Annotated in this window: 20 protein-coding genes and 1 pseudogene; 10 read left to right on the plus strand and 11 right to left on the minus strand. The window is 73.4% G+C overall.

The window, feature by feature from the left end; all coding sequences use genetic code 11:
- The first annotated feature begins 97 nt into the window (after positions 1-97).
- Positions 98-793, plus strand: coding sequence for a chaplin (locus ACFVGY_RS25995; protein ID WP_385681268.1), 696 nt, complete (start codon positions 98-100; stop codon positions 791-793).
- Positions 794-962: 169 nt separating this feature from the next.
- Here the strand turns inward: ACFVGY_RS25995 and ACFVGY_RS26000 are convergent.
- Positions 963-1,607 (minus strand): annotated as a pseudogene (locus ACFVGY_RS26000) (DUF2293 domain-containing protein); the annotation flags it as partial.
- 165 nt (positions 1,608-1,772) lie between these two features.
- Between ACFVGY_RS26000 and ACFVGY_RS26005 the strand changes: the two are divergent.
- Complete coding sequence (locus tag ACFVGY_RS26005; protein ID WP_385681270.1) at positions 1,773-2,321, plus strand: cupin domain-containing protein; 549 nt, start codon at positions 1,773-1,775, stop codon at positions 2,319-2,321.
- Here ACFVGY_RS26005 and ACFVGY_RS26010 read toward each other — a convergent pair.
- Positions 2,285-3,730, minus strand: coding sequence for a WGR domain-containing protein (locus ACFVGY_RS26010; RefSeq protein WP_385681272.1), 1,446 nt, complete (start codon positions 3,728-3,730; stop codon positions 2,285-2,287). The genes ACFVGY_RS26005 and ACFVGY_RS26010 overlap by 37 nt on opposite strands.
- A gap of 93 nt (positions 3,731-3,823) precedes the next feature.
- Here ACFVGY_RS26010 and ACFVGY_RS26015 point away from each other — a divergent pair, with 93 nt between their 5' ends.
- Complete coding sequence (locus ACFVGY_RS26015) at positions 3,824-4,468, plus strand: uridine kinase (RefSeq protein WP_385681274.1); 645 nt, start codon at positions 3,824-3,826, stop codon at positions 4,466-4,468.
- A gap of 23 nt (positions 4,469-4,491) precedes the next feature.
- On the opposite strand, the gene ACFVGY_RS26020 is transcribed toward ACFVGY_RS26015, so the two are convergent.
- Both ACFVGY_RS26020 and ACFVGY_RS26025 read right to left on the minus strand, forming a co-directional pair.
- Positions 4,492-5,355 carry a carbohydrate kinase family protein gene (locus ACFVGY_RS26020; RefSeq protein WP_385681276.1) on the minus strand — a complete coding sequence of 288 codons (864 nt, stop codon included), beginning with the start codon at positions 5,353-5,355 and terminating at the stop codon, positions 4,492-4,494.
- 146 nt (positions 5,356-5,501) lie between these two features.
- Positions 5,502-6,452 (minus strand): pseudouridine-5'-phosphate glycosidase, encoded by a 951-nt coding sequence (locus ACFVGY_RS26025; protein WP_385681278.1) that lies wholly within the window; start codon positions 6,450-6,452, stop codon positions 5,502-5,504.
- Between the two features lie 177 nt (positions 6,453-6,629).
- On the opposite strand from ACFVGY_RS26025, the gene ACFVGY_RS26030 reads away from it, so the two are divergent.
- Complete coding sequence (locus ACFVGY_RS26030; protein ID WP_385681280.1) at positions 6,630-7,025, plus strand: cupin domain-containing protein; 396 nt, start codon at positions 6,630-6,632, stop codon at positions 7,023-7,025.
- Here ACFVGY_RS26030 and ACFVGY_RS26035 read toward each other — a convergent pair.
- The 3 genes from ACFVGY_RS26035 to ACFVGY_RS26045 form a co-directional block, all read right to left on the minus strand.
- The gene (locus ACFVGY_RS26035) at positions 7,015-8,316 is read right to left on the minus strand and encodes an MFS transporter (protein ID WP_385681282.1); all 1,302 of its coding nucleotides are present in this window, start codon (positions 8,314-8,316) and stop codon (positions 7,015-7,017) included. The genes ACFVGY_RS26030 and ACFVGY_RS26035 overlap by 11 nt on opposite strands.
- 167 nt (positions 8,317-8,483) lie before the next feature.
- The gene (locus ACFVGY_RS26040; RefSeq protein ID WP_385681284.1) at positions 8,484-9,047 is read right to left on the minus strand and encodes a methylated-DNA--[protein]-cysteine S-methyltransferase; all 564 of its coding nucleotides are present in this window, start codon (positions 9,045-9,047) and stop codon (positions 8,484-8,486) included.
- 111 nt (positions 9,048-9,158) lie between these two features.
- Positions 9,159-10,070 carry a glycerophosphodiester phosphodiesterase gene (locus ACFVGY_RS26045; protein WP_385681286.1) on the minus strand — a complete coding sequence of 304 codons (912 nt, stop codon included), beginning with the start codon at positions 10,068-10,070 and terminating at the stop codon, positions 9,159-9,161.
- Positions 10,071-10,328: 258 nt separating this feature from the next.
- Between ACFVGY_RS26045 and uvrB the strand changes: the two genes are divergently transcribed.
- The 4 genes from uvrB to ACFVGY_RS26065 all read left to right on the plus strand — a co-directional run bounded on the left by uvrB (position 10,329) and on the right by ACFVGY_RS26065 (position 16,446).
- On the plus strand, positions 10,329-12,482 hold the full coding sequence (uvrB, locus tag ACFVGY_RS26050) for an excinuclease ABC subunit UvrB (protein WP_385681288.1): 2,154 nt from the start codon (positions 10,329-10,331) through the stop codon (positions 12,480-12,482).
- 78 nt (positions 12,483-12,560) lie between these two features.
- Positions 12,561-13,139, plus strand: a complete 579-nt coding sequence (locus tag ACFVGY_RS26055; RefSeq protein WP_385681290.1) for a TerD family protein — start codon at positions 12,561-12,563, stop codon at positions 13,137-13,139.
- 50 nt (positions 13,140-13,189) lie between these two features.
- Positions 13,190-15,211, plus strand: coding sequence for a TerD family protein (locus tag ACFVGY_RS26060; RefSeq protein WP_385681292.1), 2,022 nt, complete (start codon positions 13,190-13,192; stop codon positions 15,209-15,211).
- Positions 15,212-15,432: 221 nt separating this feature from the next.
- On the plus strand, positions 15,433-16,446 hold the full coding sequence (locus ACFVGY_RS26065) for a TerC/Alx family metal homeostasis membrane protein (protein ID WP_385681294.1): 1,014 nt from the start codon (positions 15,433-15,435) through the stop codon (positions 16,444-16,446).
- A 33-nt stretch (positions 16,447-16,479) separates the two neighbouring features.
- Here the strand turns inward: ACFVGY_RS26065 and ACFVGY_RS26070 are convergent, their stop codons facing one another.
- From ACFVGY_RS26070 to ACFVGY_RS26080, 3 genes are all read right to left on the minus strand, one after another.
- Complete coding sequence (locus ACFVGY_RS26070; protein WP_385681296.1) at positions 16,480-17,829, minus strand: MFS transporter; 1,350 nt, start codon at positions 17,827-17,829, stop codon at positions 16,480-16,482.
- Between the two features lie 93 nt (positions 17,830-17,922).
- Positions 17,923-18,579 carry an MBL fold metallo-hydrolase gene (locus ACFVGY_RS26075; RefSeq protein WP_385681298.1) on the minus strand — a complete coding sequence of 219 codons (657 nt, stop codon included), beginning with the start codon at positions 18,577-18,579 and terminating at the stop codon, positions 17,923-17,925.
- Positions 18,580-18,588: 9 nt separating this feature from the next.
- Positions 18,589-19,278 (minus strand): maleylpyruvate isomerase family mycothiol-dependent enzyme, encoded by a 690-nt coding sequence (locus tag ACFVGY_RS26080; RefSeq protein WP_385681300.1) that lies wholly within the window; start codon positions 19,276-19,278, stop codon positions 18,589-18,591.
- A 197-nt stretch (positions 19,279-19,475) separates the two neighbouring features.
- Here ACFVGY_RS26080 and uvrA point away from each other — a divergent pair, with 197 nt between their 5' ends.
- The gene (gene uvrA / locus ACFVGY_RS26085; protein WP_385681302.1) at positions 19,476-22,436 is read left to right on the plus strand and encodes an excinuclease ABC subunit UvrA; all 2,961 of its coding nucleotides are present in this window, start codon (positions 19,476-19,478) and stop codon (positions 22,434-22,436) included.
- 101 nt (positions 22,437-22,537) lie between these two features.
- Here the strand turns inward: uvrA and ACFVGY_RS26090 are convergent, their stop codons facing one another.
- A complete protein-coding gene (locus ACFVGY_RS26090) occupies positions 22,538-23,422 on the minus strand; it encodes a carbohydrate kinase (protein WP_385681304.1) in 885 nt (294 codons plus the stop codon).
- Positions 23,423-23,493: 71 nt separating this feature from the next.
- Here ACFVGY_RS26090 and ACFVGY_RS26095 point away from each other — a divergent pair, with 71 nt between their 5' ends.
- Positions 23,494-23,925 carry a Rieske (2Fe-2S) protein gene (locus ACFVGY_RS26095; protein ID WP_385681306.1) on the plus strand — a complete coding sequence of 144 codons (432 nt, stop codon included), beginning with the start codon at positions 23,494-23,496 and terminating at the stop codon, positions 23,923-23,925.
- The last annotated feature ends 69 nt before the right edge of the window (positions 23,926-23,994 follow it).

Genomic DNA, 23,994 nt, shown 5'->3' on the forward strand with positions numbered 1-23,994 from the left:
CCTATCGGCTCTATAACCCGAACGGGTTTTGACGCGTTGTCTCCCTATGCGGGTGCAGTGCAGCACCCGTGAACTTTTCCGGAAGGCAGGAAAACTGATGCGTCACAGTCGCCGGAACGGCCTGATCGCGACGGTCGTCGCGGGAGGCGGACTCGCGGTCGCGGGTGTGGGCGGCTTCGCCTACGCCGACGCGGACGCGAGCGGGAAGACCGAGCGCTCGCCGGGGCTGCTGGCCGGAAACCTGGTACAGCTGCCCATTCACTCGCCCGTCAACGTGTGCGGGAACACGGTCAGCATCGTCGGCCTGCTCAACCCGGCCGCGGGCAACCGCTGTACGAACGCCGACCCCGCCCCGTCGGCGGGATCCGGGTCCGCCACCAGCGGCGGTGCCCACGCCGACGGAACCGCGAAGGACTCCCCCGGGGTGGTGACCGGAAACGCGATCCAGTTGCCCGTCAAGCTCCCCGTCAACATCAGCGGCAACTCGGTGAACCTCGTCGGCGTCGGCAACCCCTCCACGGGCAACAGCTCCGTCAACGCGGAGGTGCCCAGCGGGGCCAAGCCGCCGCAGCCCACCGAGCCCACCAAGCCCGTCGAGCCCGCGCAGCCGACCAAGCCCGTGGAGAAGCCGACGCCGCCGCGCCCGACCCCGCCCGCGCCGGAACAGGAGGTGGAGCGGACGCCGGGGGCGCTCGCCCACACCGGGTCCGACGGCCTCGGCTACCTGCTGCCCGGCACCGGCGCCCTGCTCCTCGGCGGGATGCTGCTGTACCGGCGCTACCGCCACCAGTAGGGCCGCGGCGTCACTGCCCCTCGGGACCCGCCACGGCGGCGGCCCGGGGGGCCTCCTCGTACCCGGCGCCCCCTCCCGCGCGGTCCCGGCCGTGCTCCTCGTCCCGATCCACGTCCCGATCCACGTCCCGGCCCTCGGGGCCGGGCCCGGTGTCCGCAGCGGCCGGCGGGATCCGCCAGGCGTCCAGGACCGCGTCGATCTGCGGCGCCAGCCGGGCCCGGGCCGCGAACCGCGGCACGCCCGCCACCAGCAGCGCGTCGTACTCGGTGTCGACGTGCCGCACCGCCGCCCGCACCGCTACCGTGACGGCGAGCTCGTCCAGCGCCCGGCCGGCCGAGGTGCGCCCGACCCGGCCGCTGCCGCGCACCGAGGCGTGGGCGGCGATCTCCGCCGCCCGGTCCGACGGGCAGCCCGGGAACAGCCGCCGTATCTCCGCCGCGAACGCCGCCGTGAACCGGGTGTCCTCGGCCGCACGGCGCAGCCGAGCGCGCTCCCGGCGGCGGGCCCGTGCCTCCGCGTCCGCGAGACACGCCCGCTCGGCCCGCGCGAGGGCGGGATCCTCGACGAGGATGCCCTGGCGTTCGTAGCGGCGACGGCGCTTGTTGAAGCGGACGACGACGGCGGACAGTGAACTGGCCTCGCGCGCCCGGCGGGTGAGCGCGGCATCGCCGCGCGGCAGGTAGACCAGGTGCCCGAGGTCCACGCAGTCCAGGCAGCGCGGCACGCCCGCCTCGCGCACCAGATGCCGCAGCGGTCCCCGACGGCACCGCGCGCAGTGGATCGGCTTCGCCGACTCGAACACGACCAAGCTCATGACCGTGTGATACCGCCGTTCGGCCCCTTTATCACCTCGCGTGGGACGACGGTCCGGGAATCGCCAACTCTCCCTCGATTTCGGGAAGTCGCCTACCGTTGGGCGCCGGTGACCTGCGGTGCGGCTGTGACGCCCGGGGCGCCGCCCAAGACCGAGGGGGAAGGCATGAGCGGACGTCAGGTGACCACGGAGCGCCCTGCGATACCGGGCCCGGGCATACCGGTCCCCGGCATACCGGTCCCCGGCATACCGGTCCCGGCGATACGGGGCACCGGCAGACCGGCAGGTGTGGGCAGGGCCGCGACAGCGGCGGATGCCGGGACCGGCGCACCGGACCTCGCCGGGCGGGAAGTGGTCATCGCGCCCGGCGCCTGCACCGGCTGGCACTACCACCGGGTCCCGCTGATCGTCCTCGTCAAGTCCGGGACGCTCACCCGGATCCTGCACGACGACACCACCGTGGTGCACCGGGCCGGGACCAGCTTCATCGAACCCGCCGGCCCCGAGCACCTCCACCTCGGCCGCAACCTCGGCACCACGCCCGTCGTGCTGTACGTGACCAGCGCCCTCGCCGAGGGCGAGCCGTTGTCGATCCCCGCCGACGCGCCCGCTCCCGGCCACCCCGTGCGCCTGCCAGCGCCACGCCTGGTGACCGGACCCGCGGGGGCGACTCCCGCTCACACCAGGCGGCGTATCTCCCCGCGCACCCGGTAGAAGCCGCCCGAGGCCGCATGCAGCCCGTCCACCACGTAGCGGGCTCCCGGCTCCCGGATCCCGCGCGGGAACTGCACGTTCCACGAGCGCTCGAACCCGCTCGACACCACCTGCACCCGCACCCGGTTGCCCTGCTGCACGCACTCCACCACCACGCCGTCGGCCGGGGCCGCGGCCACCGACACGCTCGCCACGGCGGCGGCCGAAGCCGCCGGGGTGAACACCGGCAGGGCGGCGGCGGACTTCACGTCCCGGGCCGTCGGCACCGTGCCCTGCTGGGCCGCGCTGATCGCCGCCTCGCTCGCGTCCACGCAGACCAGCGAGCCGTCCGTGGTGACCAGGTACAGCCGTTCGTCCAGGTACTGCATGGACAGGGCCGAGCCACTGCCCGTGCCGAGCTTCCACAGCCTGTTCCCGGCCGCGTCGAAGCAGTAGACGGACGAGGCGGAGTCGCCGGCGAACACGTGGCGGCCGTCGGGAGAGGTCGCGCAGGAGTACACCGCCGCATCACAGCGGTACGAGGCCTCGATCGCGCCCGTGTCCTTCGCCAGCCGCTGCACGGTGTGGCGGCCCGTGCCGGCGAAGACCGCGTGCTCCTCCTGCCAGCCGAAGAGCACCCCGCCCGCGGTCCGGGTGTGCCACAACTCGCCGCTGCCGTCCGGGGCGTACGCCGTCACGCCGTTCGTGTGGCCGTGGTAGACGGCGTGCTCGTCCGCCCGCACCATCCAGGCGTGGGCGCCGGCGGACCGGCGCGACCACTGGAACTCGTCCTCGTGGTCGATGACCGTCAGGCCGCCGTTCGCGTCGGAGACGTTGAGCACGCCCTCGCGGATGTCCAGCCAGAAGATGTCCACGTCCTCGGCGATGGCGTACGCCTTGAACGGAACCTTCGACGACAGGTCGTACACGCCGCCGTCGTCGCAGCCCGCGTAGATCCAGAAATCGTCCGCCACCAGGCACTTCACCCCGTCCGGCAGCGAGTACCGGGCCAGTACCTCCCCGCCGTGGCTGAGCGTGTACACGTCGCCGGCCTGGTTGCCGACCCAGCAGCGGTCCTCGTCCACGTGGATCCCGAACGCCGAGGCGCCCGTGCGGAACCGCCACAGCACCGGGGCGACCGCGCGCGCCGTCGACGGCGCGGACACCACCTGCCGGCGCGTCACCGGCCGGGCCGCCCGCTGTCCCTGAACCGCCGGCGCGTAGCCCTTGCGGACCTTCTCCCCGACCTTCTTGGCGGCCGCCGCCCGGGCCTTCTCGGCGGTGGGGAAGGTCGAGTTCTGCACCTGGCCGCTCGCACCGATGCGCCCGTACCGCACGGTGACCGCGGTGCCGTCCACCGTCACCTCGTAGAACTTGTGCGCGCCGCCACCGTCCTGAGACAGCTCCAGGTACGTCGTCTCGCGAGCCATGACAGACCCCTCCCCAAGGCCGGGCCCGACGGCTCTTCCCCGCCGGTGTTCCCTCGTGGCAAAAAGCTAGGGGCCGGCACTGACAATGGGCCCGTGCACCTGGAAGCGATCACCTGGCAGCGGATGGCCGAGCAGCTCGCCGCCCATCTGGACGACCACGAACCGGAGGCGGGGGAGGTGAGTTGGCAGCGCGCCGGTATCGACGGCGCGCCCGCCGCCGACACCGGTGGGCTCGCCGAACTGCTCGCCGAGGCGCTGCGCGGGCGCGGCCGCACGGCCCTCGTCGTTCCGGCCGCGGGTTTCCTGCGGCCGGCCTCGCTGCGGTTCGAGTACGGCCGCGAGGACGTCGAGTCCTACCTCGGCGGCTGGTACGACACGGCCGCCCTGTGGCGGGAGGTGTTCGGCCCGACCGACCCGGGCGGCACCGGGCGGGTGCTGCCCGACCTGTGGGACCCGGCCACCGACCGGGCCACCCGCAGCCCGTACACCGAGCTGCCGCCGGGCGCCGTCGTGATCGTGCACGGCCCGCTGCTGCTGGGCCGCTGGTTCCCCTTCGACCTCAGCGTGCACATCCGGCTCTCCCCGGGCGCGCTGGCCCGCCGTACCGAGGAGGCCGCCCGCTGGACCTTGCCCGCCTTCGCCCGCTACGAGGCCGAGACCGACCCCGCCTCGCTGGCCGACGCGGTGGTCCGGGCGGACGACCCGCGCCACCCCGCCTGGACGGGCCTCAGCCGCTGAGCCGGCCCCCCGCCCGGCAGCCGTCAAGGTCGCCCGCCCAGCCGGGTGACCGCGCGGGCCGCCGACCGGCAGCCGGCCCGGGCCGCCCCCACCGGGTCGGCACCGGCGAGCCGGGCCGCCAGGAACCCGCCGGTGAACGCGTCCCCCGCACCCGTCGAGTCCACCGCCCGCACCGGCTCCGCGGCCACCTCCGCCGTGACCCGGCCCCCCTGGGCGACCAGCGCCCCCGCCGCGCCCCGGGTGACCACCACCAGCGGCACCAGCCGGCTCAGCTCCGCCGCCGCCCGGGCCGCCCCGGCGGTCCGCGGCAGCCCGGCCAGCAGCAGGGCCTCGTCCTCGTTGGGCAGCAGTACGCCCGCCCCCGCCACGGCATCGAGGAAGGGCTGCGGCCCCAGCGTGAGCAGGAACCCTGCCGAGGCCGGGTCCACGCTCACCGGCACCCCGCGGGCGCGGGCGTCCCGCAGCGCGACCAGGGCCAGTTCGCGGCTGCTGTCGGCGAAGTACAGGTAGCCGGAGAGGTGCAGGTGGGCGACCCCGTCCAGCAGCCCGGCCGACCAGTCGGCGGGGGAGAGCCGCAGCGCGGCCCCGCTGTCGGTCAGGAAGGTCCGCTCCGTGTCCTTGCCGACCAGGGCCACCACGGTCCCCGTCGGCGCGTCCGGGTCGACCACCAGGCGCGGCCGCACCCCGCAGGCCAGCAGGGCCCGCTCGTGCCACTGGGCCGACTCCGCGCCCACCCGCGCGAGGAGGCGTACGTCGGCGAGCCCGGCACAGGCCGCCCAGCAGGCCGCGTTGGCCCCGGCGCCACCGGGGAGGGTCCGGATCCGGGCCGCCGTGTCGGTGGCCGGAACCAGCGGCTCCGGGTGCACCGCCACCACGTCCGTGACCACGTCCCCGACGACCAGCAGCGCCCCCGGACCGGTCCCCGAACCGGTCCGGGGACCGGAGCCGGAACCGGAACCGGTCTCCGGCCCCGGATCCGGAGCCGGCCCCGCACCCGGCCCCCCGTCCGGTTCCGGCTCCGGGCCGGCCGCCGTCACTGCCGTGCCGCCCAGGCCCCGGCGATCCTGGCCCCGAGGGCCACGTTGCCCCGCACCGCCGCCAGATTGGCCTCCAACGAGGCCCCGCCCGTGGCCCGCACCAGGAAGTCCAGCAGGAAGGGGGACACCTCCTGCCTCGTGATCCCCCGCCCGCGGCATTCGTCGAGGGCCTCCGCGAGCACCCGGTCGTGCAGTCCCGGATCCAGCTGTTCCGCCTTGTCCACCGGGTTGGCCACCAGGAGCGCGGACTCCGGGCCGCCCAGCAGGTCCTGAGCGGCCATCACCTCCGCGACCTCCTCCGGCCGGTGCACGGTCCAGTCCACCGGCTCTCCGGAACTGGCCAGGTAGAAGCCGGGGAAACGTTCCGTCCCGTACCCCAGTACGGTCACCCCCAGCGTCTCCAGCCGCTGCAGCGTGGCCGGCACGTCCAGGATCGACTTCACCCCGGCGCACACCACCGTGATCCGTGTCCGCGCCAGAAGCTGCAGGTCCGCCGACTCGTCCTGGGTCTGCACCCACTCCCGGTGCACGCCGCCCAGCCCGCCCGTGGCGAAGACCCGCAGCCCGGCCCGCGCGGCCAGGAACGCTGTCGCCGACACCGTCGTCGCACCCGTCGCCCCCGCCGCGACGGCGGGGGCCAGGTCCCGGTGGCCGAGCTTGCGCACCCCCTCGCCGCCCGCGATCCGCTCCAGCTGCTCCTTGTCCAGGCCCACGTGGGGAACCCCGTCCACGACGGCGACGGTGGCCGGAACGGCCCCCTCGGCGCGGACGATCGCCTCCAGCTCGGCGGCCACCGCCAGATTGCGCGGGCGCGGCATGCCGTGCGTGATGATCGTGGACTCCAGGGCCACGACCGGCTGCCCCTGCTCCAGTGCCTCGCGGACTTCCTCGGACAGGACGGGCGTGCCGGGCGGGGGCAGCGATGCGGATGCTGTGTGCTGTGACATGCCCCCATCCCTGGCACGCGATCAGCACCGCCAAACGCGGGGCCCGCGCAGTGGCCGGTTGTCGCCGTCCTGTCGCCGTCCTGTCGCCGTCCCCGACAGGGTGCCTCGCCCGGCCGGGCCGCGCTGGACACAGTGGCCGCTCCGTGGCCGGGCCCGGCCGCACTACGCTGGCGCGCCATGAGCACCAACGACCACGGCACCGCGGCCGCCGCCGCGGCGGCCCCCGCCTCCTTCGCCGTCTCCGTCCAGGCCGTTCCGGACGCCGAACTGGAGGCCGAGGAGCTGGACCCCGGCCAGATCGTCTCCGGCAGCCCCGTCGTGACGGGCAAGGTGCTGTGGGAGTCCCCGGACGGCGCACAGGTGCGCGGCATCTGGCAGATCACCCCGGGGGTGGTCACGGACGTCGAGGCCAACGAGCTGTTCGTCGTCGTCAGCGGCCGCGCCACCATCGAGGTCGAGGGCGGCGCGACCCTGGAGGTGGGACCCGGCTCCGCCGGTCTGCTCCGCGCGGGCGACCGGACCACCTGGACCGTGCACGAGACGCTGCGCAAGGCCTACCACATCAGCTTTTGACCGCCGGATGGCGGCGTGCGGTGAACAGGGCGAGCACGGCCATCGGCAGCAGCAGCGAGGCCCCGATCGCGTTCAGCCAGCCGTAGCCCGCCTCCGCCATGACCAGGCCGGCGAGGGCGCCGCCGACGCCCGCGCAGGTGTTCATCGTCAGGTCGCTCAGGCCCTGGACGGCGGCCCGGGCGCGGGCGGGCACCGAGTCGGTCAGCAGCGCCGAGCCGGACACCATGCCGGCGGACCAGCCGAGGCCCAGCAGGAACAGGCCGAGCGCGGTCTGCCCGTGGCGCGGGCCCGCGGTGCCGGCGAGCAGGGCGGCCAGCGACAGCAGGCCGGCCGCCAGGCCGATCACGGACAGCCGGCCGAGCCGGTCCGACAGCCAGCCCATGACCGGCGAGAAGGCGAACATGCCGGCGATGTGCCCGCTGATCACCAGGCCGATGAGCTGGATCCCGGCGCCGTGGTGGCCCAGGTCGACCGGGGTCATCACCATGATCGAGACCATGGTGGTGTGCGAGGCCGCGACGGTGATCAGCGCGAGCCGCGCCCGCGGGGAGGCCTTGACGGCCGCGAACCCGGCGCGCACCGAGTGGCCGCCGTGCACGTGCTCCTCGGGCCCGGCCAGCGCCCGGGCCGTCAGCAGCGGGTCGGGACGCAGGAGCACGGCGATCAGGATGCCGGTGAGGACGAAGACGGCGCCGGCCCACAGGAAGGGGCCCGCCGTCTCGGGTATCGAGGTCCCGGCGAAGGTGCGGCTGGCGGGGGCGGACAGGTTGGGGCCGAGCACCGCGCCGATGGTGGACGCCCAGACCACGACGGAGATGGCCCGGGCCCGGTGGTCCGGGACGGCCAGGTCGGCGGCGGCGAACCGGGCCTGGAGGTTGGCGGAAGAGGCGGCTCCGAACGCGGCCATGCCGAGCATCAGGAGCGGGAAGCTCCGGATGACGGCGGCCAGCACCACGAGGGCCGCGCCCGCGGCTCCGATCGCGTACCCGAGGACCAGCCCCGGCCTGCGGCCCCGCGCGGTCATCAGGGCGGCGAGGGGCAGCGAGACGAGCGCCGCGCCGACCACGGCGGCGGTGGAGGCGAGCCCGGACAGCGCCTCGGTGCCGCTGACCTCGGTGGCCAGGGCCGGGGTCAGGGCGATGCTGACGGGTACGCCGAGGCCGCCCAGGATCTGGGAGGCGATCAGCACGAAGGAGGTGCGGCGGCGCAGCCGGGGCAGCTCGGCCGGGTCCACGGTCACGACGGGCCGGCCGGTGCCGGTCCCCGTTCCCGTGCCGGGTGCGGCGCTCACTGCGGACGTCCCGGACAGCGCGTCGGGAGGGCGACGGGAGCGGCGGAACCTGGTGCGGCAGGAGTAGTCACCGCAGCAGTTTCCCACCCCTTACCGCCCGGCGGAACAGGAAGAACACCCGCTCGGCGCCCCGTCCGGACCCCGGCCTGACGGCCGGCGCCAGGCCGTCAGAACAGCGGCTGCGGGAGCACGCCCTCCAGGGCGAGCAGGGCCCGCTTGGTCTCCACCCCGCCGCCGAAGCCGCCGATCCCCCCGTCGTTCTCCACGACCCGGTGGCAGGCCACCACCAGCGGCAGCGGATTGGACCCCATGGCATGGCCCACGGCCTGGGCCGCGCCCGGCTGCCCGACGCGGGCGGCCAGCTCCCCGTACCCGACGACCGACCCGTACGGCACCGAGCGGTCCAGCTCCTGGAGCACCGTCCGGTTGAAGCCGGAGCTCAGCCGCCAGTCCAGTGGCAGCTCGAAGCGGCGCAGCGCCCCCGCGAAGTACGCGGAGAGCTGGCGCACCGGCTCGGCGAGCAGGACCTCCGCGCCCGGTTCCGGCCGCCGCGCGTCGGCGCCGAGCCGGGATATGAGCGCGCCGATCATCCGTTCGACCCGGTCCGGCCCGGCATGGAACTCGACCCGGACCAGGCCCTCCGGGGTCGCGGCCAGCAGCAGCGGACCGATGTCGCTCGCGACGACGGTCCATTCCAGGTGCGGCCCGCGCGGCCGCTCGGTGGTGTCCACCCCTCCACCGTACGGGCGGCCGCCGACAGCCCCCGCCCCGACGGCCCCCGCTCCGCCGGGCCCCGCGCCGACAGCCCCCGCCCCCGGTGGGCGCGGGCCGTCCGCAGCGGCTCAGCCGGCGAATCCCCCGATCACCGCCTGCCGCACCACGTCCGGGGCGTTCGTGATGATCCCGTCGACCCCCATCCCCCGGACCTTCCGGGCGGTCACCGCGTCGTCCACGATCCAGGTGTCCACCTCCATCGTCTTGCCGTGGGCCCCCGCCAGGCCGTGCACCGCCGCCACCCACTCCGCCGTGATGGTGGTGTGCCAGGGGTTGATGCGGTCGGTGAACTCGGCGTACTTCGGCAGGTCGGCGACCTTCGGCGTGCCCAGGAACGCCGTGACGAGGTCCGGCCGCAGGTCGTGCACGATGCGCACGGTCTCGGCGCTGAAGCTCTGCACGACCAGGCGGCGCTGCACGTGCCCCCGGTCCAGCCACCCGGCCTCCTCCAGCACCTTCAGGGTCTGCGCCTCGACCCCGGGGTAGAGCTCCGGCTTCTTGATCTCCAGCAGCAGCCGCTGCCGGTTGCGCTCGACCCGGTCCAGGTACTCCCGCAGGGTCGGCACCCGGGCGCCCGCGTACGCCGGGTCGAACCAGCTGCCCGCGTCGAGCCGCGCGATCTCCGCCGCCGTGAAGTCCCGCACGCGCCAGGGCGCGCGGTCCGGGAACACCTCCTCCGCGTTCGTGGTGCGGGCCAGGGTGTCGTCGTGGATCACGACCAGCTCTCCGTCCCGGGTGCGCTGGACGTCGTTCTCGACCCAGTCGAAGCCCAGCCGCAGCGCCGCGTCGACCGCGGCCAGCGTGTTCTCCGGGGCGTACGCCGAAGCCCCCCGGTGGGCGTACACGACGGGGCCCAGCACCCCCGGCCGGCCGGCGGGGGACCCGGGGTCGGTGGCGGTGGCCGTGGCCGACCCGCCCAGCGCGGTGAGGGTGAAGCCCAGGAATGCGGCGGCGGCCGCTGCGGAGGGTCGGACGTACATGTGCGTTCTCCTCGGGTCGTGAACCCTGCTCCGGCGTCAAACGGGCGCAGAACGGCAGCCGTTGCGCGGGGCGGCGACTGCGGTGTCCGTTGAAGCGATCATGGGCTTGAAGATCACCGGGCCGCCACCGAACTACGACAAACGGACCAGAAAGGGGGAAGCGCGCCGGGGTGTGCGGGGCCCGGCCGGGTCGTCCGTCCGTCCGCCCGCGGGCCGTGCGGGTGCGTGAGTGTCGGTGGCGGGTCGTACGGTGGAGTCATGCGGCCCGTATCGAAGATCGAACGCACGGTGGCGCCTTTCGAGGTCGTCAGCTCCTATCAGCCGAGCGGTGACCAGCCGACGGCCATCGCCGAGCTGGAGAAGCGCATTCGCGCAGGTGAGAAGGATGTCGTCCTGCTGGGCGCGACCGGCACCGGCAAGTCGGCGACGACCGCCTGGATGATCGAGAGGCTCCAGCGGCCCACTCTGGTCATGGCGCCGAACAAGACGCTCGCCGCCCAGCTGGCGAACGAGTTCCGCGAGCTCCTGCCGAACAACGCGGTCGAGTACTTCGTCTCGTACTACGACTACTATCAGCCCGAGGCGTACGTCCCGCAGTCGGACACGTACATCGAGAAGGACTCCTCGATCAACGAGGAGGTGGAGCGGCTGCGCCACTCGGCGACGAACTCGCTGCTCACCCGGCGGGACGTCGTCGTGGTCGCGTCCGTCTCCTGCATCTACGGCCTCGGAACGCCGCAGGAGTACGTCGACCGGATGGTCCCCCTCAAGGTCGGCGAGGAGATCGACCGGGACCAGCTGCTGCGCCGCTTCGTCGACATCCAGTACACCCGCAACGACATGGCCTTCACCCGCGGCACGTTCCGGGTGCGCGGCGACACCGTCGAGATCTTCCCGGTCTACGAGGAACTGGCCGTCCGCATCGAGATGTTCGGGGACGAGATCGAGGCCCTGTCCACGCTGCACCCGCTGACCGGCGAGGTGATCAGCGAGGACCGCGAGCTGTACGTCTTCCCCGCCAGCCACTACATCGCGGGCCCCGAGCGCATGCAGAACGCGATCCGGGGCATCGAGACGGAGCTCGCCCAGCGCCTGGGGGAGCTGGAGAAGCAGGGCAAGCTGCTGGAGGCCCAGCGGCTGCGCATGCGCACCACGTACGACCTGGAGATGATGCAGCAGATCGGCTCCTGCTCCGGCATCGAGAACTACTCGCTGCACATGGACGGCCGCGAGCCCGGCTCCCCGCCGCACACCCTCCTCGACTACTTCCCGGACGACTTCCTCCTGGTCATCGACGAGTCGCACGTCACCGTGCCGCAGATCGGGGCCATGTACGAGGGTGACGCCTCGCGCAAGCGGACCCTCGTCGACCACGGCTTCCGGCTGCCGTCCGCGCTCGACAACCGGCCGCTGAAGTGGGAGGAGTTCCTGAAGCGGGTCGGCCAGACGGTCTACCTGTCGGCGACCCCCGGCCCGTACGAGCTCTCCCGCGGCGACGGCTTCGTCGAGCAGATCATCCGCCCCACCGGTCTCGTCGACCCCGAGGTCGTCGTCAAGCCCACCGAGGGGCAGATCGACGACCTGGTGCACGAGATCCGGCAGCGCGTGGAGCGGGACGAGCGCGTCCTGGTCACCACCCTCACCAAGAAGATGGCCGAGGACCTCACGGACTACTTCCTGGAGCTCGGCATCGCGGTGCGCTACCTGCACAGCGACGTCGACACGCTGCGCCGCGTCGAACTGCTGCGCGAGCTGCGGGCCGGCGAGTACGACGTGCTGGTCGGCATCAACCTGCTGCGCGAGGGCCTGGACCTGCCCGAGGTGTCCCTGGTGGCGATCCTCGACGCCGACAAGGAGGGCTTCCTGCGCTCGGGCACCTCGCTGATCCAGACCATCGGCCGCGCGGCGCGCAACGTCTCCGGTCAGGTCCACATGTACGCGGACAAGATGACCCCGGCGATGGAGAAGGCCATCGAGGAGACCAACCGGCGCCGGGAGAAGCAGATCGCGTACAACAAGGCCAACGGGATCGACCCGCAGCCACTGCGCAAGAAGATCAACGACATCGTCGCCACCCTCGCCCGCGAGGAGCTGGACACCGAGCAGCTGCTCGGCACCGGCTACCGCCAGGCGAAGGACGGCAAGGGTGCCAAGGCCCCGGTGCCCGCCCTGTCTGGGGCCGCGAAGGCCGCGCCGGGCGGCAAGGCGGCCAAGGGCGCCAAGGGCGCCAAGGCCGGCGTGGCGGTGACGGACCGACCGGCCGAGGAACTGGCCTCGCTCATCGAGCAGATGACCGAGCGGATGCGGGCCGCCGCGGCCGAGCTCCAGTTCGAAGTCGCGGCCCGGATCCGGGACGAGGTGAGCGAGCTGAAGAAGGAGCTGCGGCAGATGAAGGAAGCGGGCCTCGCCTGACCCCCGCCGAGGTCAGTAGGGTTGGCGGCAGCCGCAGGTACACGCTGCCTGGGGGTGGCTATGGAAAGGGGACAGCGCGTGACGGTCAACTTGACCAAGGGTCAGGCCATCAGCCTGACGAAGGGTGACGGCGGATCGCTGACGTCGGTCCGCATGGGCCTCGGCTGGCAGGCGGCCAAGCGCCGCGGCCTGTTCGGCTCGCGGACCCGGGAGGTCGACCTCGACGCCTCGGCGGTGCTGTTCGCCGAGAAGCAGCCGGTGGACGTGGTGTTCTTCCGGCACCTGCAGAGCGACGACGGCTCGGTCCGGCACACCGGCGACAACCTGATCGGCGGCGCCGGACAGGGCGGGGACGACGAGTCGATCCTCGTCGACCTCCAGCGCGTCCCGGTCCACATCGACCAGATCGTCTTCACCGTGAACTCGTTCACCGGCCAGACGTTCCAGGAGGTGCAGAACGCGTTCTGCCGCCTCGTCGACGAGACCAACGGCCAGGAGCTGGCCCGGTACACCCTCGACGGCGGCGGCCAGTACACGGCGCAGATCATGGCCAAGGTGTCGCGCGCGGGCACCGGTTGGCAGATGACGGCCCTGGGCGCGGCGGCCAACGGCCGCACGTTCCAGGACCTGATGCCGGCGATCGTGCCGCACCTGTAAGCAGTACACGGCGGAACGGAAGAGACAAGGCCACGGGGGAGGGCTGCACGATGACGGCCGAACTGGTCCGGGGGCAGAACCACCCCCTGTCCCAGAGCCGGGTGGAGATCAGGGTCACGGCGGGCGCACCGGTGTTCGCCCTGGCTGCCGTCTGCGACGGCGAGGGCCGGCTCACGGGGCCCGGCGCGCTGGCCCGCCCCGGCTCCTCCGCGCCGCCCGGGCTGCAGGTGCCCGGTCAGGCGGCGGGCGAGCACCGCCTCGCGGTCGACCTCGGCGCCGTCGGGCCCGAGGTGCACCAGGTCAAGGTGGTGCTCGTGCTGCCGCCCGGGGGCCCGGCCCGGTTCGGGGCGCTCCCGGCGCCGTACGTGGCCGTGGCCGTCCCGGAGGGCGGCCCGCTCGCCGGGTACGCGCTGACCGGCCTGGACCCGGAGACCGCCGTCGTCGCCCTGGAGCTGTACCGCCGCCAGGGTGCCTGGAAGGTCCGTGCCGTCGGCCAGGGCTACGCCGGCGGGCTCGCCGCACTGCTCGCCGATGCCGGGCTGGGCGCGCCGGCGGCCGCGGAGCTGGCTTCGGCGGTGGCGGGCTCGGCCGCGGCGGACGGCCGTGCCCTCACGCCCGTGCAGGCCGCGGCGGCGCCCACCCCGCCGCAGGGCCTGGCGGTCCCCGGATCGACCGGGCCGACTGGTTCGGCCGGGCCGACTGGTTCGGCCGGGCCGACTGGTTCGGCCGGGCCGACTGGTTCGGCCGGGCCGGAGCCGGTCACCGTCCCCGTCTCCGGCGTCCCGTACCCGGGCACGCCGGGCCCCGGCCCGGCCGCCGGCTCCGCGGACACCGCGGGCGGGCCGCCGACCGTCGACTACGTGCACCCGCGCCGCCGCCGCACCACCAGCGAGCCGCCCGAGCCGGCGCCCGCTGGCCCCGCGCCCGGCCGGTCCGGTGAGCCGCCCGTCCCCGTCGCGGGCGACGCCTCCGGCTGGTCCCTGGACGAGCGGCTCTACAACCAGGTCTGGGGCATGTTCGAGGACCTGGCCCGGACGGTCGCGGCCTACCGCAGCGCCTGCGAGTTCGCCGATTCCCGGCTCGACCGCGAGCTCGACCAGGCCCTGTCCGACCCGCGTGACCGCGCGGCCGGGGCCTCCGCGCAGGCGGTGGCCCGGGCCCGCCGCGAGGAACTCGTCGCCCAGGCCAAGGCCTCCCTCGACCGGGACCTCGGCCAGCTGGCCGCCGAGTCCGAGGTGGTCGAACCGGCCCTGCCGGCCGCGTACGCCCGCTGGTCCAACCCCGTCTGGCACGGGCACGCGCTGCCCGAGGAGGCCCCGCTGGCCCTGCGCCTCGGGGACCTGCACCTGCCGGAGCGTCCCGGTCTGCGGATCCCCATGCTCGTACGGGTCCCGCTGGAGCGCGGCCTGTGGATCGACAACGGCCGCACCGGCTCCGAGGCCGCGATGGCCACCGACACCGCCCGGCTCCGCAAGGCCGCCATGGACATGGCCGTCGCGCACGCGGCTCGGCTGCTCGCCGTCCACCCCGCCGGCCGGCTCTCCGTCCACGTCATCGACGCGGCCGGGGCCGGAGCCGGCTCCCTGGGCCCGCTGGTGCACTCCGGGGTGCTCGCCGCGCCGCCCGCCACCGGCGCCGCCGGGGTCTCCGCGACCCTGGCGCTGCTGACCCGGCGGGTGGACCTCGTACAGATGGCGCTGCGGGCCGGGGCGCCCGAGGAGCTGCCGCCCGACGTGGACACGGCCGAGCAGCTGCTGATCGTGCACGACTTCCCGCACGGCTTCGACGACCGGGCCGTCACGCAGCTGCGGTACCTCGCCGACGAGGGCCCGGCGGTCGGCGTGCACCTGCTGCTGGTGGCCGACCGCGACGAGGCCTCGGCGTACGGGCCCCTGCTGGACCCCCTGTGGCGTTCGCTGATGCGGCTGACGCCGGTGCCCGACGACCACCTCGCCGACCCGTGGGTCGGCCACCACTGGACGTTCGAGCCGGACCTGCCGCCGCCCGGCAGCCTGGTCCTGGAGGAGGCGCTGCAGCGGGTCGCCACGGCCCGCCGCCATGCCCGCCCGTGACCAGTCCTTGGTGTTCCCTTTACCTTTTCGGTCCTCCGCGGGTATCCTGGTGCCCGCGGAGGGGAGTATTCCTGCTTTCCTGCTACGGCGTGCCCGTCAGTACGGACCCATAGGCGGTCCCGGGGCGCCGGCCCACGGCCTCCAGGCCGCCAGGGTGGAAGAGACCTCCGGCAGCGATGTCGCTGACCTGTGTGCCAAGCCATCTGCCGGAGGCCTGAACCGTGGATGTTTCGTTGAACGTATGGGTGCTGACCATTCTCGGTCTGTGCATCCTCATCGGCGCCGATTTCTTCATCGGCCGCAAGCCGCACGACGTGTCGATCAAGGAAGCCGGCACCTGGACGGTCGTCTGGGTCGTCCTCGCCGCCCTCTTCGGCCTCGGCCTGCTGTACTTCGGCAACGCCCAGGCCTCCCAGGAGTTCTTCGCCGGCTTCATCACCGAGAAGTCCCTGAGCGTCGACAACCTCTTCGTCTTCGTCCTGATCATGGCGAAGTTCTCGGTGCCCTCGCACCTCCAGCAGCGCGTGCTGCTCGTCGGCGTGCTGATCGCCCTGGTCCTGCGCGCGATCTTCATCGCCGCCGGCGCCGCGATCATCACCACCTTCTCCTGGGTCTTCTACCTCTTCGGCGCCTTCCTGATCTACACCGCCTGGAAGCTCGTCCAGGAGGCCCGCGCCGGTGAGGAAGAGGAGGAGATCGAGGACAACCGCCTCCTGAAGTCGATCGAGAAGAAGTTCGGCGTCGCCGACAAGTACCACGGCACCAAGCTCTTCATCACGAACAACGGCAAGCGCATCCTGACCCCGCTGATGGTGGTCATGCTCGCCATCGGCACCACCGACGTGCTGTTCGCCCTGGACTCGATCCCCGCGATCTTCGGCCTCACGCAGGACCCGTACATCGTCTTCACCGCCAACGCCTTCGCCCTAATGGGCCTGCGCCAGCTGTACTTCCTCATCGGGGGCCTGCTCAAGAAGCTGGTCCACCTCAGCTACGGCCTGTCCGTCATCCTCGGCTTCATCGGCGTCAAGCTGGTCCTCCACGCCCTGCACGAGAGCGGGGTCCACGTCCCGCAGATCTCCATCCTGGTCTCCCTCGGGGTCATCTGCGCCGTCCTCGTCGTCACCACCATCACCAGCCTGCTGGCCTCGAAGAAGCAGGCTGCTGCCGAGGCGGCGGCCGTGCCCGCCGCCCGCCGGGACGGCGAGCAGGCCCCGGAGAGCATCGAGGCCTGACGCCGGCACGGTACGGCAGGCCCCGGCCCGGGGCTACACGGGGGCGGTCGCTTCGGCCGCCCCCGCTTCCGTGTGCGCGGCCCGCCGCAGCAGCTCCGGGTTGGTCTCCGGCAGCAGCGCGAAGCAGACCAGGCTCACCACCCCGATCCCGGCCAGGTAGGCCGCCACGCCCCACGGCGCACCGGAGCCGTCCGCCAGCGCCGTGGCCACGATCGGGGTCAGCGCCCCGCCCAGCACCCCGCCCAGGTTGTAGCCGACGGCCGCACCCGTGCAGCGGATCCGCGGGGCGTACAGCTCCGGCAGGTACGCGCCGATCACCGCCAGCACCGTCCCGATGCACAGCAGTGCGCCGACCGCCCCCACCGCCATCGGCACCGCGTCGGCCGTCCCCAGCAGCGCCGCGAACGGGAACATCCACAGCGCGCAGGCCGCGCAGCCGGCCAGGCACAGCGGGCGCCGGCCCCAGCGGTCGCCGAGGACCGCCGCCACCGGCGTCCACAGGGCCATGATCCCCACACCGGTCATGATGCAGACCAGCATCGTGGAGCGGTCCACGCCGAGGTGCTCGGTGCCGTACGCCAGGGACCAGGTGCTCACCCCGTAGAAGACGGCGTACGCCGCGGCCAGCGCCCCGCCGGTCAGCAGGATCAGCCGCCAGTGCCCGCGCACCACCTCCGACAGCGGGGCCTCGGCCCGCTGCCCGGACTCGGCGAGTGCACGGAACTGCGGGGTCTCCTCGACCGAGTGCCGCAGCCACAGCCCGGCCAGGGCCAGCAGCCCCGCCGCCCAGAACGGCAGCCGCCAGCCCCAGGACGCGAACTGGGCGTCGGTCAGCGTCGCGGACAGCGCGAGGGTGACGCCGTTGGCCAGCAGGAAGCCCACCGACGGGCCCACCTGCGGGAAGCTCGACCACAGCCCGCGCCGCCCCTCGGGAGCGTGCTCGGCGGTCACCAGGACCGCCCCGCCCCACTCGCCGCCGAGGCCCAGGCCCTGGAGGAAGCGCAGCACGAGCAGCAGCACCGGCGCGGCCAGCCCGATGGAGGCGTACGTGGGCACGCAGCCGACCGCCACCGTCGCCAACCCGGTCAGCAGCAGCGAGGCGAGCAGCACCGGGCGGCGCCCGTACCGGTCGCCGATGTGCCCGAAGAGCGCCGAGCCCAGCGGGCGGGCGAGGAAGCCGACCCCGAACGTGCCGAAGGCGGCCAGGGTGCCGGCGAGCGGGGAGAACGAGGGGAAGAAGAGCGGGCCGAGGACCAGCGCCGCGGCCGTGCCGTAGACGAAGAAGTCGTAGAACTCGATGGCGGTGCCGGCGAGCGCGGCCGACGCGAGGCGCAGCATCGAGGGGGATCGGGGAACCGGGGACGGGGAAGGGTCCTGTTGCATGGTGCAGCAGTTACCCCTCCCCGCACCCCCGGGGCGTGCCTTCGGTCATCTTCGACCGGAACGAGTGCACGGAGCCCGAAGGGTGACCGAGACCTACCAGCCGCGCTCGCGCCACTCGGCCAGATGCGGCCGCTCGGCCCCGAGCGTGGTGTCGTTGCCGTGGCCCGGGTAGACCCAGGTCTCGTCCGGGAGTTCGCCGAAGAGTTTCTGCTCCACGCCGTCGATGAGGCTGGCGAAGGCCTTCGGGTCGTTGTGGGTGTTGCCGACGCCGCCGGGGAAGAGGCAGTCCCCGGTGAACACGTGCGCGTGCCCGTGCGGGTCGTCGTAGACCAGGGCGATCGAGCCGGGAGTGTGCCCGACCAGGTGCCGTGCGGTCAGCTCGACCCGGCCGACCTTGATCACGTCCCCGTCCTCGACGGGCACGTCGGTGGGCACGGGGATGCCCTCGGCGTCCAGGGCGCCGGCGTACGTCCGCGCGCCGGTCGCGTCGACCACCTCCCTCAGGGCGCCCCAGTGGTCGCCGTGCTGGTGGGTGGTGACGACGGACGCGATGCCGTCGTCACCGATCAGGTTCAGCAGCGTCCGGGGCTCGGCGGCCGCGTCGATCAGCAACTGCTCGCCGGTGGCCCGGCAGCGCAGCAGGTAGGCGTTGTTGTCCATGGGACCCACCGCGACCTTGGAGATCATCAGGTCCGCAAGTTCGTGTACGTCGGCGGGACCGCCGACCTTGACCGCTCCGGTGTACGTCATGTTCTGATCCTAGAGCGGCGGGAGGGTCGGGAGGGGGCCGCCCGAGGTGGTCAGGGATGCGCCCTTGTCGCCGCGGCCGGCCAGCCAGGCCAGCAGCGCGGCGGCCGGGCCGGACACGGTGACGGCCGGCTCCCCGGCGGACCCCGTGCGCCAGGTGCGGCCGTCGTCGGCGACCAGGGCGGTGGGCGGCACCTCGGGCCGCGCGGACCAGCGGTCCGCGAGGAAGTCGATCTCGCGGCCGGTGAACTCCTCCGGGAGGTCCTCCAGCCCGTAGCCGACGTTCAGGTCGACGTGGTGCAGCTCGACCTCGACGAGCCGGCGGAACGGCACGTTCGAGGCGAGGTCGGTGACGCCGCCCCGGAGCTCGACGGTGCGGGACCAGTCCTGGTCGCCCTCGGTCTGCGCCATGAAACGGTCGTGGCTGGCGCGCAGGTCGGCGAGCTGCTCCCGGAGCGGGCGGCCCGCGCCCTCCTCGATGTCCTTGTCGCGGGCCTCGGCGCTGTCGTACATGGGCCGCCCGGCGAAGACGTTGACGAGGGCGTCGGCGTTGCGCGAGAGGTGGGCGAGCACATGGCCGCGGCTCCAGCCCGGGAGGTGTGACTCCTCGGCCAGGGCGGCGTTGTCCAGGTGTGCGACCGCGGTCAGCAGCCGCTCCGTGGCTTCACGTACAACGTGCAGGTCGTGCGCATGATCGGTCATGGAGCCGAGCCTAGTGGCCCGGACCCGCGGCCACACGAACGGGTGAAGCGGTCGGCGGAGTGCCGTAAATCGAATGCGCGTGCTATACGCTCGGAAGTCCAGCCTGACTCCGTCAGCTCGACCCCGATGCAGAGGCGCCCCCCATACCCTGGGACGGGGGCCCGTGCCCCGTTCTCTCAAGAAAGGTGCGGACCGGCGTGACCGACCGACTCATCGTTCGTGGCGCTCGCGAGCACAACCTCAAGAACGTCTCGCTCGACCTGCCCCGCGATTCGCTCATCGTCTTCACCGGTCTGTCCGGGTCCGGCAAGTCCTCCCTGGCCTTCGACACGATCTTCGCCGAGGGGCAGCGCCGCTACGTCGAGTCGCTCTCGTCGTACGCCCGCCAGTTCCTGGGCCAGATGGACAAGCCCGACGTGGACTTCATCGAGGGCCTCTCCCCGGCGGTCTCGATCGACCAGAAGTCGACCTCGCGCAACCCGCGCTCGACGGTCGGCACCATCACCGAGGTCTACGACTACCTCCGCCTGCTCTTCGCGCGCATCGGCAAGCCCCACTGCCCCGAGTGCCGCCGCCCGATCTCGCGGCAGTCGCCGCAGGCGATCGTCGACAAGGTGCTCGCGCTGCCCGAGGGCAGCCGCTTCCAGGTGCTCTCGCCGCTGGTGCGCGAGCGCAAGGGCGAGTTCGTCGACCTCTTCGCGGACCTGCAGACCAAGGGCTACAGCCGGGCCCGGGTGGACGGGGAGACCATCCAGCTCTCCGAGCCGCCGAAGCTGAAGAAGCAGGAGAAGCACACCATCGAGGTGGTCGTCGACCGCCTCACCGTCAAGGACAGCGCCAAGCGCCGCCTCACCGACTCCGTGGAGACCGCCCTCGGCCTCTCCGGCGGCATGGTGATCCTGGACTTCGTCGACCTCGCCGAGGACGACCCCGAGCGCGAGCGGATGTTCTCCGAGCACCTCTACTGCCCGTACGACGACCTGTCGTTCGAGGAGCTGGAGCCGCGCTCCTTCTCCTTCAACTCGCCCTTCGGCGCCTGCCCCGAATGCACCGGCATCGGCACGCGCATGGAGGTGGACCCGGAGCTGATCGTCCCGGACGAGGAGAAGTCCCTCGACGAGGGCGCCGTCTCGCCGTGGTCCCTCGGCCACACCAAGGACTACTTCCAGCGGCTCGTCGGCGCCCTCGCCGGAGAGCTGGGCTTCCGTACGGACATCCCGTGGGCCGGACTGCCGTTGCGGGCCAGGAAGGCCCTGCTGTACGGGCACAAGACGCAGATCGAGGTCCGCTACCGCAACCGCTACGGGCGCGAGCGCGCCTATACGACGGCCTTCGAGGGCGCCGTGCCGTTCGTCCGGCGCCGGCACGCGGAGTCCGAGAGCGACGCCAGCCGCGAGCGCTTCGAGGGCTACATGCGCGAGGTGCCCTGCCCCACCTGCGAGGGGACCCGGCTCAAGCCGATCGTGCTCGCGGTGACGGTGATGGAGAGGTCCATCGCCGAGGTGGCCGCGATGTCGATCAGCGAATGCGCGGAGTTCCTGGGCCGGCTGCGGCTCGACGCCCGCGACAAGAAGATCGCCGAGCGGGTCCTGAAGGAGGTCAACGAGCGGCTCCGCTTCCTCGTCGACGTGGGCCTGGACTACCTGTCGCTGAACCGTGCCGCAGGCACCCTGTCGGGCGGCGAGGCCCAGCGCATCCGACTGGCCACCCAGATCGGCTCCGGCCTGGTCGGCGTGCTGTACGTGCTGGACGAGCCCTCCATCGGCCTGCACCAGCGCGACAACCACCGGCTGATCGAGACGCTCGTCCGGCTCCGCGACATGGGCAACACCCTGATCGTCGTCGAGCACGACGAGGACACGATCAAGACCGCCGACTGGGTCGTCGACATCGGCCCGGGCGCCGGTGAGCACGGCGGCAAGGTCGTGCACAGCGGCTCCCTCAAGGAGCTCCTGGACAACAACGCCTCCATGACCGGGCAGTACCTGTCCGGTAAGCGGTCCATCGCCGTGCCGGACGTGCGCCGGCCCGTCAACGGGGACCGCAAGCTCACGGTCCACGGCGCCAAGGAGAACAACCTGCGGGACATCGACGTCTCCTTCCCGCTGGGCGTGCTCACGGCCGTCACGGGCGTGTCGGGCTCGGGCAAGTCGACGCTGGTCAACGACATCCTGTACACGCACCTGGCGCGCGAGCTGAACGGCGCCCGCTCGGTGCCGGGCCGGCACACCCGGGTCGAGGGAGACGATCTCGTCGACAAGGTCGTGCACGTCGACCAGTCGCCGATCGGCCGCACCCCGCGGTCCAACCCGGCCACGTACACCGGCGTCTTCGACAACATCCGCAAGCTGTTCGCGGAGACGATGGAGGCGAAGGTGCGCGGCTACCTGCCGGGCCGCTTCTCCTTCAACGTCAAGGGCGGCCGGTGCGAGAACTGCTCCGGCGACGGCACCATCAAGATCGAGATGAACTTCCTGCCGGACGTGTACGTCCCGTGCGAGGTCTGCCACGGCGACCGGTACAACCGGGAGACGCTGGAGGTCCACTACAAGGGCAAGTCCATCGCCGAGGTCCTCAACATGCCGATCGAGGAGGCACTGGGGTTCTTCGAGGCGGTCCCGACGATCGCCCGGCACCTGAAGACGCTGACCGAGGTCGGCCTGGGGTATGTCCGGCTCGGCCAGTCCGCGCCGACGCTGTCCGGCGGTGAGGCGCAGCGCGTGAAGCTGGCGTCGGAGCTGCAGAAGCGCTCGACGGGGCGGACGGTGTACGTCCTGGACGAGCCGACGACCGGCCTCCACTTCGAGGACATCTCGAAGCTGATCAAGGTGCTGTCGGGGCTGGTCGACAAGGGGAACTCGGTGATCGTCATCGAGCACAACCTGGACGTCATCAAGACCGCGGACTGGGTCATCGACATGGGCCCGGAGGGCGGCTACGGCGGCGGACTCGTCGTCGCCGAGGGCACCCCCGAGCAGGTGGCGTCCGTGGGCGACAGCCACACCGGCAAGTTCCTGCGGGACATCCTCGGCGCGGAGCGGATCTCCGACGCGGCCCCGGCCGCCGCCCCGGTGAAGAAGACGACCGCCAGGAAGACCACCGCGGCCAAGAAGACGACCGCGGCCAAGAGGACCACGGCCCGCGCCCGCAAGGCGTAGCGGCGCCCGCTGCGGGGCAACGCAGTGCCGGCCCTGCCCCTGCCCGGGACACCTTCGGGCAGGGGCAGCCGTCTGCCCCGACACCCTTCGGGCCGGCCCCCTCAGTCGAGCTCGGCCGCGTACGGCGGCTCGGCCCCCGTCCGGGTGCAGGTCAGCGCCGCCGCGCGGGAGGCGTAGGCCAGCACCTCCGGCCAGTCCACCGCGCCGTCGGGGCCGCCGCCCGGCCCCGCCAGACGGTGCAGCAGGGCCGCGCTGACCGTGTCGCCCGCGCCGATCGTGTCCGCCACGGCCACCGCAGGCGAGGGCACCGCGTACCGGCCGCCCTCCCGCGTCCACACGCTCATCCCCTGCGCCCCGCGGGTGAGCACCACCGCCGACGGCCCCGCCGCCAACCAGTCCGCCACCCGCCCGCCCAGCCAGTCGGCATCGTCCTCCGACAGCTTGAGCACCGACACCGCCGGCAGCCAGCCCAGGAACCGGGCCCGGTACGCCGCCGGATCCGCTATCAGCGCCGGGCGCACGTTCGGGTCCAGCAGGGTCAGCAGCCCGCGCCCGGCCTCCCGGCGCAGCAGGGCCTCGTACGCACTCGCGCCCGGCTCCAGCACCAGCGAGCAGGTGCCGAGCGCCAGCGCCCGGGTCCGGCGCGGCAGCGTCCCGGGCAGCCGGAACAGCCGGTCCGCGGTGCCCTCCACGTAGAAGCCGTACGCCGCCGAGCCGTCCGGGCCCAGCGAGGGCACGGCCAGCGTGGTGGGCTCCGGGCCGCGCTGCACCAGCGAGCAGTCCACCCCGGCCGCCCGCAGCCCCGCCAGCAGGCTCTCGCCGAACCCGTCGGACGACACCCGGGAGCAGAAGGCCACCTCGGCGCCGAGCCGGCCCAGCGCCACGGCGGTGTTGTACGGACCCCCACCGGGCCGCGGCAGCAGCGCACCCGGCGGCTGCGCCCCGGGCACGAGGTCGATCAGGGCTTCTCCACCGACGACGATCACGCGGGGGAAGGTATCCCATCCCCCGCCGGTATCGTCGGACGGGCCCCGAACCCTCACGCCAGGAGAACCGCATGTCCGCGCCGTCGCCCGCTGCCCGCCGTACCGTGCTCAAGGGCGCCGCCGCGATCGTCGGGGCCGCCGGGGCCGGTGCCGCGCTCACCGCCTGCTCCACCGAGACCAACAGCGGCGCCGGCTCCCCGGCCGTCCCCACCGCCCCGGTGGAACTGGGCGCCGCGGCCGACGTGCCGGTCGGCGGCGCGAAGCTGTACCGCGAGCGGAAACTCGTCGTCAGCTGCCCGGCGGAGGGCCAGTACAAGGCGTTCAGCGCCCAGTGCACGCACGCCGGCTGTGTCCTGGACAAGATCGTCGAGGGGCAGGGCAACTGCCCCTGCCACGGCAGCCGCTTCGACGTGGCCACCGGCAAGGTGCTGCGCGGCCCGGCCACCGACCCGCTGCCCGCCGTCCCGGTCCGGGCCGAGGGCGGCAAGCTGATCGCGGGCTGAGCCCCGCCGAGCCCGCCCGGGGGCGCGGAGCGTGGGGGCGCGGGGCGTTCGGGTTGTCGGTGGGCGCCA

The organism is Streptomyces sp. NPDC127106, from assembly GCF_042677605.1.
Lineage (GTDB): Bacteria > Actinomycetota > Actinomycetes > Streptomycetales > Streptomycetaceae > Streptomyces.